The organism is Vibrio sp. C8, assembly GCF_054051265.1.
Genome location: NZ_JBPAOE010000022.1, coordinates 509,928 through 522,331, shown reverse-complemented (window position 1 = coordinate 522,331; position 12,404 = coordinate 509,928). Strand labels below are relative to the sequence as shown.

The 12,404-nt window shown below is 43.5% G+C and carries 12 protein-coding genes; 3 read left to right on the top strand and 9 right to left on the bottom strand.

The genetic code is table 11. The annotated features are described in order from the left end of the window. Positions 1–11: 11 nt before the first annotated feature. Together hmpA and ACRQQK_RS13615 are read right to left on the bottom strand one after the other, a co-directional pair. Entirely contained in the window at positions 12–1,202 is a 1,191-nt protein-coding gene (gene hmpA / locus ACRQQK_RS13620; protein ID WP_457512240.1) for an NO-inducible flavohemoprotein, read from the bottom strand. A 170-nt stretch (positions 1,203–1,372) separates the two neighbouring features. Further along, a complete protein-coding gene (locus ACRQQK_RS13615) occupies positions 1,373–2,575 on the bottom strand; it encodes an NnrS family protein (protein WP_457512238.1) in 1,203 nt (400 codons plus the stop codon). Positions 2,576–2,757: 182 nt separating this feature from the next. Here ACRQQK_RS13615 and norR point away from each other — a divergent pair, with 182 nt between their 5' ends. The 3 genes from norR (at position 2,758) to ACRQQK_RS13600 (ending at position 7,310) form a co-directional block, all read left to right on the top strand. Continuing rightward, positions 2,758–4,326 (top strand): nitric oxide reductase transcriptional regulator NorR, encoded by a 1,569-nt coding sequence (norR, locus tag ACRQQK_RS13610; RefSeq protein ID WP_457512384.1) that lies wholly within the window; start codon positions 2,758–2,760, stop codon positions 4,324–4,326. 200 nt (positions 4,327–4,526) lie between these two features. Continuing rightward, complete coding sequence (hcp, locus tag ACRQQK_RS13605) at positions 4,527–6,200, top strand: hydroxylamine reductase (protein ID WP_457512236.1); 1,674 nt, start codon at positions 4,527–4,529, stop codon at positions 6,198–6,200. Positions 6,201–6,254: 54 nt separating this feature from the next. Beyond that, positions 6,255–7,310: an FAD-binding oxidoreductase gene (locus tag ACRQQK_RS13600; protein WP_457512234.1), complete on the top strand. Its 1,056-nt coding sequence runs from the start codon at positions 6,255–6,257 to the stop codon at positions 7,308–7,310. Between the two features lie 124 nt (positions 7,311–7,434). Here ACRQQK_RS13600 and ACRQQK_RS13595 read toward each other — a convergent pair whose 3' ends face one another. The 7 genes from ACRQQK_RS13595 to ACRQQK_RS13565 form a co-directional block, all read right to left on the bottom strand. Further along, the gene (locus tag ACRQQK_RS13595) at positions 7,435–7,905 is read right to left on the bottom strand and encodes an AAA family ATPase (RefSeq protein WP_457512232.1); all 471 of its coding nucleotides are present in this window, start codon (positions 7,903–7,905) and stop codon (positions 7,435–7,437) included. 27 nt (positions 7,906–7,932) lie between these two features. After that, on the bottom strand, positions 7,933–8,277 hold the full coding sequence (locus ACRQQK_RS13590; RefSeq protein ID WP_457512230.1) for a hypothetical protein: 345 nt from the start codon (positions 8,275–8,277) through the stop codon (positions 7,933–7,935). A 105-nt stretch (positions 8,278–8,382) separates the two neighbouring features. Then, positions 8,383–8,817 carry a GNAT family N-acetyltransferase gene (locus tag ACRQQK_RS13585; RefSeq protein ID WP_457512228.1) on the bottom strand — a complete coding sequence of 145 codons (435 nt, stop codon included), beginning with the start codon at positions 8,815–8,817 and terminating at the stop codon, positions 8,383–8,385. Between the two features lie 107 nt (positions 8,818–8,924). Further along, on the bottom strand, positions 8,925–9,242 hold the full coding sequence (locus ACRQQK_RS13580; RefSeq protein ID WP_457512226.1) for an NIPSNAP family protein: 318 nt from the start codon (positions 9,240–9,242) through the stop codon (positions 8,925–8,927). Between the two features lie 178 nt (positions 9,243–9,420). Continuing rightward, a complete protein-coding gene (locus ACRQQK_RS13575) occupies positions 9,421–10,902 on the bottom strand; it encodes a tripartite tricarboxylate transporter permease (RefSeq protein WP_457512224.1) in 1,482 nt (493 codons plus the stop codon). Between the two features lie 12 nt (positions 10,903–10,914). Continuing rightward, positions 10,915–11,370, bottom strand: a complete 456-nt coding sequence (locus tag ACRQQK_RS13570) for a tripartite tricarboxylate transporter TctB family protein (RefSeq protein WP_457512222.1) — start codon at positions 11,368–11,370, stop codon at positions 10,915–10,917. A gap of 53 nt (positions 11,371–11,423) precedes the next feature. Continuing rightward, positions 11,424–12,377: a Bug family tripartite tricarboxylate transporter substrate binding protein gene (locus tag ACRQQK_RS13565; protein ID WP_457512220.1), complete on the bottom strand. Its 954-nt coding sequence runs from the start codon at positions 12,375–12,377 to the stop codon at positions 11,424–11,426. Positions 12,378–12,404: the final 27 nt, after the last annotated feature.

Here is a 12,404-nt window from a genome sequence, read left to right as displayed (position 1 = left end):
GATTTTTTATTTTAGGCTACGCCACCAGAGCCAAACGCTTCTGCGTATATTTGAGTCTCTGGTACACCGAGTTGACGAAGCTGCGTCATGTAATGAGACATGAATGTCATTGGTCCACACAAATAGTAATCTGCTTGAGTAACGTCTTGAAGCAGAACTTGTGCTAACTCAACCGGAGCTTGTTGTACGCCGTTGTCCTGATTAGCACCGTGATCATAGTAATAGTTCACCTTCATCCCTTTTTCAGCAAACTCGTCAGTGACCGACTTAAATGCATGAACTTGAGGGTTGCGAGCACTGTGAATGAAATGCACTGAGCCTAAAGCATCTTTCTTATTCAGATAGCTGCTCATTGCCATCATAGGCGTAATACCCACACCGCCACTTAGCAGCACGATTGAACGCTCGCTCTGTTCATTCAGTACAAATTCGCCATACGGCGCAGAGACTTCAATCACATCACCCTGTTGGATTTCACCGTGCATATGGTTAGACACAAGCCCAGCAGGTTTGTGTTCTGCTGCGGACTCTTTTTTGATTGAGATTCGCAATGTCTCCTCATTAGGAGCTTGAGACAAACTGTACTGACGAGGCTGATACAGTCCCGTTTCTTTGACAAACACGCGAACGCTGATGTATTGCCCCGGTTTGAACACCGGTAGTGTTCCGCCATCTGTCGGCTCAAGATAGAAAGAGGTGATTTCTTCACTTTCTGCCACTTTGCTGCGAACGCGGAACGGACGCCAACCTGTCCAGCCTTGCGCCTTTTCTACAGACGCCTGATAAAGCTTAGATTCCACGTCAATAAACAGATCGGCCAACTGTTGATAGGCCGCAGCCCAAGCATCGATCAATTCATCGCTTGCAGCATCACCCAGCACTTCTTTGATTGAAGCTAAAAGGTGTTTACCGACAATGCCATACTGCTCAGCTCGAATTCCTAAACTGGTATGTTTGTGCGCGATACGCTCAACAACCGACAATAATACGGAAGGATCATTAATGTTTTCAGCATATCCGAGGACAGCCATGGCTAAAGCTTGAGGCTGATTGCCAGTTTTTTGATGCGATTGATTGAAGACGTTTTTCAGCTCTGGATTATGTTTGAGCATCCGTTGATAAAAATAGGTAGTCAGTGCGACACCACTCTCTCGTAAAACAGGAACGGTGGCTAACACTAATGACTTTTGACTTTCTTTCATTTGAAATTTCCTATGCAATTTCTTTTTTAATTATCTATTTATTAATAATAAGCAAGTTATAGAACTTGAGGGCTCAACGTTGAATAACAAACGCATCAAGCCATTAGTCGTATTGAAATAAGAATAGTTGAGCAAGACTAATGGCTATGAACGTTTGTCTGTTGATGGGGTTATCCTGGGTGGCCGTCAGCGCGTGGGCGTAACAGCATGGTGCCAAATTTCAGGATGAATAAAGTGAATGCGATGATCCAAAGTGCTGCTGCGATATCCACCATCAGCAACATGTGCTGCGGCCAGAAAGCGACACCAAAACCTCGCACAAAAGCAGCAAGCAAGATGGCTGCAAACGCTAGCCACATGTTTGGTCCTTGATAAATCATTCGCCCTGTATGACCCATAGTCACACGCGAGATCATCGATAAGATAAGCCCGCCGATCGCTCCGATAGCAATCACGTGTAACATGTTGTGGGATACAAACAGGCCGTTAGGAATCCAGTTTAATTCCGCTAACGCTTTGATAAGCAGCCCTGACGGGATGCAGGCATAAGTCAGATGCAACGACCACACTAACGGCTCTTTTAGCGTCGTCCATGGCTTCCAACGTAGCCAACGAGCCAACTGCATCACCGCTGCGAATAACATGATAACTGGGCTAACTTGTTCACTGGTTAAAGGGAAAAAGCTTAAAGCAAACAGCATAACCAATGGCGTATTAGCAGCGGCATCCAACCAAAGCAGAGTGTCCGCTTTCTCGAAGTTAAATCGACGTGCGGTGAAAAACGGAATCACTCGCCCGCCCATAATTGAAATAAGCAGAACAAACCACCACAACATCGCCTGCCAAACGGCAATTGAAGGGAAAGGAGGCAAGCCCTTGATGGTTGCGTAACTGGCGTAGTTCGCCACAATCGCCAAGACAAAAAATGGCAAGAAGATCAGATTGCGGTAGCCTTTGGCTTTCACCACTCGAAACGAAATCTCATACGCAACTAAAGCAAGAAACAGCGCTTCAATGGAAGAGGTTAGCCAAAGCGGAACGTCTGTCCACAACAGCACTCTCGGCAGCATCCATAGTGAAACAAGCACGCCTAACCATTTGTCTTTGGTGCCATTCACACCTGTCCAGTTCTGAACGGCGGTTAGTAAGAAACCAGCCACAATCGCCATGGCAAAGCCAAAAAACATTTCATGAACGTGCCACCACAAAGCGGGAACTCTTAACTGAGCGGGCTGACCGTGTTGAAAGGCATATACCCAAATGCCAATCGCGATAACTGAATATACACTGCCAAATAAAAAGAAAGGTCTGAAGCCTAAGCGCAGAACGGGGATGATTTTATCTTCTGCACTCTTATCGGTGATGTTGAGCATAAACGCGCGATTCCTAACAATACATCTAAATAACGAAGCAATAGCTATTGCACGAATCAAGCCAACTTTAACTTATTGATTTTTAATAATTTACATTTTAAGTCCTTGACAACTGCGTTGTAATAAACACATCATCAACTCGTTTTTGTCTTAACGTAGAAGCCCAAATGGACACACAAGTCATCAAACCATCCATAGAACAAGTACTGTTGAACATTGCGGTAGAGCTGAATATGGGAGAACCTTCCACTCAGCACTACCAAAAATTGATTGATGCCCTGCAACAACTACTTCCCTGTGATGCCAGCGCTCTATTTACACTCGACAACGAAAAGCACTTAGTACCGATTGCCATCAGCGGTTTGTCATCTGAGGTGTTCGGACGCCGCTTTCTGCCTGATGTCCATCCGCGTTTGGCTATGATCTTAGCCAACCGTAAGCCAGTGCGTTTCCCTGAGAATTCAAGCCTGCCAGACCCTTTTGACGGCTTACTGAGTGAAGATATCCACCACAGTATTGATGTTCACTCTTGCATGGGGTGCAGCTTATACGTAGGCGATACTTTGGTTGGTGCGCTAACTCTGGACGCAGCAAAACCCGGTGCTTTCAACAGTATTCCAGACAAAACCATTGAGACTTTTGCAGCGCTTGCTGCGGGGATCATTCGCAATATCAGTCTGTTTGAAGCATTGAATAAAGCCAATCGTCAGCAACATTCCGTGAATCAATTGCTGATTGACGAAGCGAGAAGCAAAGGTGGAAAACTGGTTGGCGTTAGCCCCCAGATTAAACGACTCAGAGCCAACATTGAGATGGTCGCGCACTCGAATTACGCGGTTTTGATCAGCGGCGAAACGGGTACGGGCAAGGAAGTAGTTGCTCACCAAGTTCACGCACAGAGCCTACGCAGTGACAAGCCTATGGTTTATGTAAACTGCGCGGCGTTACCCGAATCCATTGCTGAAAGTGAACTATTCGGACATGTAAAAGGCGCGTTTACGGGAGCCAACAGTTCACGTGCGGGTAAATTTGAACTGGCTGATGGTGGAACCATTTTCCTCGATGAAATCGGTGAACTGCCGTTACTATTACAGGCCAAACTGCTGCGTGTTATTCAGCAAGGTGAAGTACAACGAGTGGGCGCAGATAAAAACCACATCGTAGATGTTCGTGTCATTGCGGCAACCAATCGAGACCTCGCTCAAGAAGTGGCTGAAGGACGTTTCCGCCCCGACCTTTTCCACCGTTTAAATGTATTTCCAATTCAGGTGCCCCCCTTACGCTCTCGTGAAGGAGACATTCCGGTTTTAGTGGGATACATACTGGATAACATTCGCCGCCAGTTCCACCTAAAAACACTGCACATTCATCCTAAAGCACTGCAATTATTAGAAAAACAGTCTTGGTTAGGTAACGTCAGGGAGCTGGAACACACCTTAATGCGTGCGGGCTTACACGCCATGAGAACACAATCAGATCTGATTGAACCTCTCCATTTTATGAACGATTTTGACTTGTCTGAACAGTCAGTAAATGGAAAGACGAAGAACAATACTTCGCCTCAACTTCCCAATTCTTCAGTACCCATGCGTGAAGCGGTAGAAGCGTTTCAAAAGCAGCTTATTGAGCATGCGCTGCAACTGAACAACGGTGTTTGGTCTCAGGCGGCGGCTTTTTTGCAGATGGACAGAGGTAACTTGTTCAAAATGGGCAAAAAATTGGGCGTACAAGCCTGTGAATCTTCCAAATAAATGATATTTGTTGTATTAAAAACAACGCACGATGTATTTAATACAACAACAATTTTGCTCAAAAAATAAAAATTCACATAAAATCAATAAGATAAAAAGTGGCATACTCTCTGCACTACCAGCGATGAAATTTAAAGGCCGCTTAGCGCACCCTTCACGTTAAGCGGCCAATTTTAATAATTATCACTGGAGCCCCAACTATGTTCTGTATTCAATGTGAACAAACCATTCAAACCCCTGTCGCAAAAGGTTGCGCGTATTCGCAAGGTATGTGTGGAAAAACAAGTGATGTCTCTGATCTACAAGATATTTTAGTTTATACGCTACAAGGCGTTTCATTCTGGGCTCAACTTGGCCGTGAATATCAAATTATCGACACTGAAATCGACGAGTGGGCACCGAAAGCCTTCTTTGCAACACTGACTAACGTAAACTTTGATGAAAAGCGCATCGTCGAGTTCGCAAACCAAGCTTATCAATACAAACAAAGTTTAGAACAGCGAGTCAGAGCCGCCGCAACGCTAGCTGACAAATCAATTCCTGAGCTCTCCCCAGCAGCTCAGTTTGAACTTCCAACGGATCGTGAAGCGTTGTTAAAGTTTGCGCCTTTAGCCGCAGTAAACCGTGGCCATGAAACCGTCGATCCTGATGTGATGGGTTTACGTTTACTCTGCTTGTACGGCTTAAAAGGCGCAGCTGCCTACTTAGAACACGCCCGTGTTTTAGGACAAAGTGATGTAGAGATCCACACTGAATATCATCAAATCATGTCTTGGTTAGGTACAGAACCACAAGATCTCAATGCACTGCTTAACTGCTCAATGCAAATTGGCCTAATGAACTACAAGATCATGGCCCTATTAGATAAAGGCGAAACGGAAACTTTCGGTCACCCTGCGCCAACGCAAGTCAACGTAAAAACAAAGAAAGGCAAGTGCATTCTTGTGTCTGGACATGATCTTCATGACTTAGAAAAAATCCTGCAACAAACTGAAGGCAAAGGCATTAACGTCTACACCAATGGTGAAATGTTACCTGCTCATGGTTACCCAGAATTAAACAAGTATCCTCATTTAACGGGTAACTACGGTAGCGCTTGGCAGAACCAGCAAAAAGAGTTTGCTAACTTCCCGGGTGCAATTGTGATGACATCAAACTGCTTACTGAATCCCGAAGTCGGTCAATACGCCGATCGCCTATTCACTCGCAGCATTGTCGGCTGGCCGGGCGTATCTCATTTAGAAGGTGATGATTTCTCAACAGTGATCGAATGTGCATTAGCTCAGGACGGATTCCAGCATGATGAAATTGAACAGATGATCACTGTCGGCTTCGGTCGTAATGCCTTAATGGAAGCGGCACCGGTTGTAATTGACCAAGTGAAGCAGGGCAACATCAGTCACTTTTTCTTGGTAGGCGGCTGTGATGGCGACAAAGCAGAGCGCAACTACTACAACGAATTTACCAAACAAACGCCAGAAGACAGCCTGATCCTGACTCTCGCTTGCGGTAAGTTCCGCTTTAACAAAGAGCAACATGGTGAAATTAACGGTATTCCTCGCCTTCTCGATGTCGGTCAATGTAACGACTCCTACTCAGCGATTCAGTTAGCATTAGCGTTGGCAGAAGAATTTGACTGTGGTGTCAATGACCTACCACTGACACTGGTATTATCTTGGTTCGAACAAAAGGCGATTGTAGTTTTACTTACCCTACTCGCTTTGGGTGTGAAAGGTATTTACACCGGCCCAACTCAACCAGCATTCCTTACAGACAACTTAATGGCCATTATTCAGGACAAATTCGACCTAAGAGCCATCTCGACTGTTGAACAAGATCTTGCGCAAATCCTTGGCGAAAAAGCTGCTGCGTAAATGTGTTTAATGACAGGTGGGTATCGCCCACCTGTGCTTATTGAAGAGACGACTATGGAACAATTTCAATGGCCGAGCCAAGGCGCTGCACGCTTAATCTGTAAAAGCAGATGGCAGGAAACGCCGGATTGCATCAGTTTTACCTTAACCAGCGAAGAGCAAGACAAAACCTTTAGTTTTATTGCAGGGCAATTTGTGACTTTAGGGGTAGAGATTGATGGCAACACTGAGTACCGTGCGTATTCTCTCAGCTCACTGTCAAACCAGACCGAAATGCAATTTACCGTGAAAAGGGTTGCTGGCGGTAAAGTATCGAATTATCTCAATGACCATTTACAAGTGGGTCAATCATTGCAGGTACTTCCACCTGCTGGACAATTTCACATTGAACAGCCTCATACCGATAAGATCTTGTTGCTCAGTGCGGGTTGCGGCATAACACCAGTTATGTCGATGGCGAAAACACTGTTAGCAGACAGCCAAGACTGCACAGAGATACATTTCATTCATGCAGCAACCTGTGCAGAGCAATTAATTTATCACGCTGAACTACAACAAATGGAGCTGCAGCACCCTCGTTTCAAGCTCGACATTATACTGGAAGATGCAACCAACTCTGATTACTTGGAAGGACGTCTAACCCAAGCGGCGCTTGCCAATTACTGCCCGGACATCGCTTCTCGCACGGCGTTTTTGTGTGGCCCTGTGGGCTTTATGCAAGCGATGAAAGAGAACTTAGCGGCGTTGGGCATGGATATGACGTTGTTCTATCAAGAAAGCTTTACGCCTGCTGAATCAACGCAACCAGAGCTTGAAGACACCAAGAGTAAAGCTGCGGCATTGGCGCATGCCACCGTGTTTGTACCGTCGTTTGGTACCGAGACTAAAATCGTTACAGGAAGCCTGCTTATTGATGCGTTAGAAAGTGCCAAAGTGCCTGTCATTGCGGCTTGTCGCAGCGGTATTTGTGGCTCTTGCAAATGCAAAGTCACCAATGGTGATTTCACTCGCACCAGTAGCGAAACCTTAACGGAACAAGAAATAGCCGAAGGATTCGTACTCGCCTGCTCCTGCCAAATTCATTCCGATGTGGAAGTGTCTCTGAACTAGTTATCACTCAGAGCCCTAATTCCTCTCCACATGACTTTTCTCCTTGATCAGCAGGGAGAAAAGTCATTCACCAGCGCAGGCGATTTTGTATTTGTGAGCAAACTTATATCTCTTGTGTTATCTATCAATGAACCCAGACAACATCTTCATCCGGTGTCGGTATTTCAAACCAAGACCAGAATAAATCCAACATCTCCGGCGTCATTTCGTAAGACTTACCTTGCAACTCCGAGTTACGGGCGGTCGCTCTTTGTTTACATATCTCAAACGGAACATCCAAATAGTGCATTTCGCTCTCAACCCCTAGGCTTGCGGCCCACTCAATAAAGGTACTGCGATCTGTTTTACTCCAAAAACCGAAATCGAAAATCACGGGTACACCAAGCGCAAATAGCTGCATGGCGGAACTCTTAAATAGTTCTTCTAATGTAGCTAAGCGACGATCAAAGATTTCTCGCTCCATATGCTCGCCGTAAAGCGGAATCATCCATTCATCAATTGAAAAGCGAAATGCGCCATGATCTTCAGCAAGCTGTTTGGAATAAGTGGTCTTGCCAGAGCCAATAAAGCCACATACAAAATAAATTTTGCTCATATTTCCTCTTTCTTTAAGTACGGCAAGTTAGTCTAAATCTCGCCATATCCAATTCGAATGAATAGCACTTCCGGGCCCATAGCGGCGTTGTTTCATCTCCAAAACAGCCCAACACTCTTTTATTTCCAGCTCGATATCGTAGGTAATTTTATAAAATTTATAAACAAAATCAGGATTTTGATATTCAGAACTAAAAGGACAACGTGATCTTTTTATCAAATCAATACTAACGATGCTTCCACCAATCGAACGGATCTTGTTATTGATAACAGCCATTCTTTCGCGTTCAGACTGCTTGGAAACTCTCATCAATAACCACACGGATAACCCTCCAGCAATGAAGGTAAGCAAGAAAGCGAGTTGTAAGCTCATACTATAACCCCAGATTATGTGCACCGGAATGTAAGTATAGGCGTGGTTCTAGAGCAAAAAGTCCACTTACGTAACACAATAGACGGATTTACAGCTTTGAGCGCTTTACATCTCTACGATGTAATACTGCATTTCAATCAGTTGATGCTCGCCGACAACCTCCACCTCTTGGATAAATTTAAAGCCAAATTTTTCGTAGTAACTTCTCAGATAGCTGTGAGCATGAATCTCGATCGAGCGTACTCCAATTTTTTTTGCATGCTCGATTAAAGCTGAGACCAGTTTAGTGGCAATCCCTAAACCTCGACTCTCTTCGGTAACAGCGACTCTCGCCATTACTGATGAGCCATTTTGATTCACTTTTAAGCGCGCGGTAGCAATTGGTTTTCCCTGTTCACTCACAAGCGCATGCAGTGAATCTTCATCTAAACCATCAAGATCTAACTCTTGCGGAATATGTTGTTCTAAAGTGAAGACCTGATAACGAATAGCCTGAGCTTGTTGTATCAACTCTTTGCCATTACCAATGGTCACTTCCATATTCAATTTCCTTAAACACGTAACACTAATCCTGCCGGCAGCCATTGCTATACAGACATTACAGTAGCAGTGGCAACCAAATCAAACGTCCAGTTGGAGATGTATTTTTACTGATCATCTCTACTTAAAATTGGGCGGAAAAAACTGCGCTCATAACTTAATACACAATCCGTTTGTTCGGCGTATTTAAACGCAACCTGACAGGCTTCATCATTGACTGATTCAAGACGATATTTCTCATAGTCCGCCAGCGACGGAAATGAAAACAATGCCAATGCGATATTATTAGCGCCTTCAGACGGTAAAAAATACCCGTGATGCTGACCGCCGAACTGCTCAACTAATGGTATCCACATTCGAGCATAGTGTTCAAATTCAACGATTTTTTTCGGGTCAATAACATATCGAACATGACAGGTGACCATCGGAACTTCCTTATTTTTATACTGAATTACTACATCCTAAGTATCTATTTAGTTTGGTCGCAAGATCGAAAGTTCAAGATACATTAAGTTCAGTGTTGAATTTTCTGGGGTCAGTATAAAAAAGAGTGAATAACGTTCTGCGTTATTCACTCTTTTAAATTAATACGAAATAGAAGTATTAGCGTCGGATAATTTTTCTTAAAGTAGGACCTATTGTTACAGCAACAGTAAGGCTAACTAAAACTAAGCTCGTTGTGTTTTCAAACAAAATGCTCCAATCACCACCACCAATCAGCAAAGCCAGTCTTAAATTTTCCTCAGCGAACCCTCCGAGAATCAAACCAAGAACAACGGGTGGCAATGGGAATTTAAACTTATCCATCACATAACCAATGAAACCAAAACCTAGCATCAAATAAACGTCAAACATTCGCTCATGTATTGAATAAACACCAATAAACATGAGAACCATGATGATAGAACCCAGCACAGGACGTGGTAATTTCAATAATTTTGCAAAACTATTTGTTGCGAGCGTGCCACCTAAAAGAATTAACAAAATAGCCCCGAAGAGAAATTGCCACATAAAACCAAATACGATGTCAGGGTTATCTCGGAACAACATCGGGCCAGGTTGTAGACCGTGAACTAACAAACCACCAAGCATAACAGCAGCGACTGCTGTACCGGGAATTCCAAGAGTTAATGCTGGAATTAAAGCCGAGGCAGTATCAGCGTTGTTAGCCGTTTCTGAAGCGGCTACGCCTTCTGGTTCACCATGCCCCCATGTTTCCGGTGTTTTACTTGCTCTCTTCGCTTCATTGTAAGACATGAAAGCAGCCATAGAGCCTCCAGCACCTGGTAATATACCAATGCAAATTCCTATGAAAGAAGAGCGCAGCCATGTGGCCCAAAATCTAAACATTTTTGGAACTGACCGTAGCAATGAATCTGTCTGTAGAGATTTATATTCACCTTTTGTTTCTAGAGGTGTTTCTAGCAAATCAATGACTGGCGGTAGAGCGTATAATCCGACCAAAAGAATAACGATATTGATACCGTCAACCAACTCTAAATAACCAAAAGTAAATCGGTCTTCGCCTGAAATAGGGTCAACCCCGACGATGGAAACGGCGATACCAAAACATGCAGCGATCAGTCCTTTTAATGGACTTTCGCCAAGCAGGAAGATAATGCTACATAAGCCAAAAACCGCTACCCAGAATACTTCTGACGGTCCAAATAAAAGGGTTACTTTCGCGAGAGGAGGAGCTAAAAGCATCAGTGCCAAAGCACTTGCTATACCACCAATCGACGAAGATATAACCGCGACTTGCAACGCAAAGCCACCCTGCCCTTTCTGGGCCATTGGATAGCCATCAAAACTCGTTGCAACCGCTGATGGTGTACCAGGGATTCTTAATAAAACAGCAGGAATCGCACCACCATACATAGCGCCATTGTATATACCAGCCATTAAACCTAAAGCAACTAAAGGATCCAATCCAAAAGTAAAAGGTACCAATACTGATATTGCCATCGTTGCACTGAGACCGGGCATTGCTCCCACGATAATGCCAGACAAAACTCCAATTACGATTGCAAAGAAGTTTGTCAGTGATAATACGTTCGGCAGGGCAGACATTAAATCATGATACATATTTATTCATCCTTAAATAATCCAGCCTGTAGGAAATTCCTTGGACATTGCAAAACTAAATATTAGGTATACAAAAGAAACAAATATAACCGTTGATAAAAATAATACTTTAAAGTTCTTACAACCAAAAAAATAAGATACTAAAGGAACAAATATAATTATCGTGGGATAAAAACCTAATATTTCCACGCAAACAATTAAAGCTAACATCGCTAGAAGTGCAAATAACACTCTTTGAGGCGACTTTAATACCGTCATATCCTGACGAGAGCCTTTAAATACATCCTTCGCTATTCCCAACAAAGAAAATAAAGAAAAGACAACCAAAAGGAATAACATAGATTTAGGTAACATCCCAGCGTCTGAATCGAGTTCAGATGCCGGACCTAAAAGAGATAAAGATAAGCCAATAACACCCAAATATATCAATGAAATCGGTTTAAGTAATATATACTTTACGTTTTCCATATACACCTCAGTTCTAAAATTTATAAATGTGGGCGATTAAGCCCACATAGTTTTTATTTCCAAGGATTTTTATTCCAAACATCTTTTGCTAAGTTATATGTTTCATCATTTAACTTTTTAAAATCATCACCGATAGCAACAGAAACTGGATTAGCTGTAGATTTCATTTTTGCCCGAAACGCTAGGTCTTGTGACAATTTGGTAAATGCATCAAACAATTTAGCCTTCACATCATCTGGCAGACCCGCTGGAGCGACAAATCCGCGCATAGAGCCATTAACCATATCAACACCCTGCTCTTTAAATGTCGCTAAACTTGGATCAAACTCAGAGCGTTCTTGTTGCGAAATACCAATTACGTTTAGTTCTTCTTTAAACTCGGTAACTTCCGAAATATTAAGTACAGCAGCTTTCACGTGCTCACCTAGAACCGCAGTGCGGGCAGCTGAAGAACCTTTAAAAGGAATGATATTAAATTGAGTATCAGTCAGTCCTTCAAACTTAATAAGACCTAAGTGGTCATCTCCACCTAAGCTAGACATACCAATAGCCATAGGACGAGAAGATTCTTTTGCTGCTTCGATGAATTTCTGCAACGTATCAACACCACTATTCTTAGAAGTCACGATAACATTGGGATCGTTAACGATATTAGCTAAGTAGGTAAAGCTTTCCGCGGAGTAGTTAGCTTTTCGATCCAATGTACGAGCCATCATGCCTGGAAGGTTATATGTACCAATGGTGTAGCCATCAGCATCGGCATGCGCCACTTCAGTAATACCTATCTGACCGCTTGCTCCAGGAACATTTTTTACAACGACTGTCGCACCCTCTCCGAGATATTTTTCTAAGAAAGGAGCCACGTTACGAGCCATCACGTCAGTACCACCACCCGCTGAAAATCCCACAATAAGAGTAATAGGTTTTTCAGGGTAGTTTGCCATTGCTAATGTAGAGGTAAGAGCACAGCTAGCTGTTAGAACCAATTTAGTTATTGAGTTTAACATTTGTTTTCTCCATATTTTTATAATTTG

Bases quoted from the DNA above. Each gene is read 5' to 3' on its own strand.
- hmpA (WP_457512240.1), bottom strand. From the start codon at position 1,202: ATGAAAGAAAGTCAAAAGTCATTAGTGTTAGCCACCGTTCCTGTTTTA.
- ACRQQK_RS13615 (WP_457512238.1), bottom strand. From the start codon at position 2,575: ATGCTCAACATCACCGATAAGAGTGCAGAAGATAAAATCATCCCCGTT.
- hcp (WP_457512236.1), top strand. From the start codon at position 4,527: ATGTTCTGTATTCAATGTGAACAAACCATTCAAACCCCTGTCGCAAAA.
- ACRQQK_RS13600 (WP_457512234.1), top strand. From the start codon at position 6,255: ATGGAACAATTTCAATGGCCGAGCCAAGGCGCTGCACGCTTAATCTGT.
- ACRQQK_RS13595 (WP_457512232.1), bottom strand. From the start codon at position 7,905: ATGAGCAAAATTTATTTTGTATGTGGCTTTATTGGCTCTGGCAAGACC.
- ACRQQK_RS13590 (WP_457512230.1), bottom strand. From the start codon at position 8,277: ATGAGCTTACAACTCGCTTTCTTGCTTACCTTCATTGCTGGAGGGTTA.
- ACRQQK_RS13585 (WP_457512228.1), bottom strand. From the start codon at position 8,817: ATGGAAGTGACCATTGGTAATGGCAAAGAGTTGATACAACAAGCTCAG.
- ACRQQK_RS13580 (WP_457512226.1), bottom strand. From the start codon at position 9,242: ATGGTCACCTGTCATGTTCGATATGTTATTGACCCGAAAAAAATCGTT.
- ACRQQK_RS13575 (WP_457512224.1), bottom strand. From the start codon at position 10,902: ATGTATCATGATTTAATGTCTGCCCTGCCGAACGTATTATCACTGACA.
- ACRQQK_RS13570 (WP_457512222.1), bottom strand. From the start codon at position 11,370: ATGGAAAACGTAAAGTATATATTACTTAAACCGATTTCATTGATATAT.
- ACRQQK_RS13565 (WP_457512220.1), bottom strand. From the start codon at position 12,377: ATGTTAAACTCAATAACTAAATTGGTTCTAACAGCTAGCTGTGCTCTT.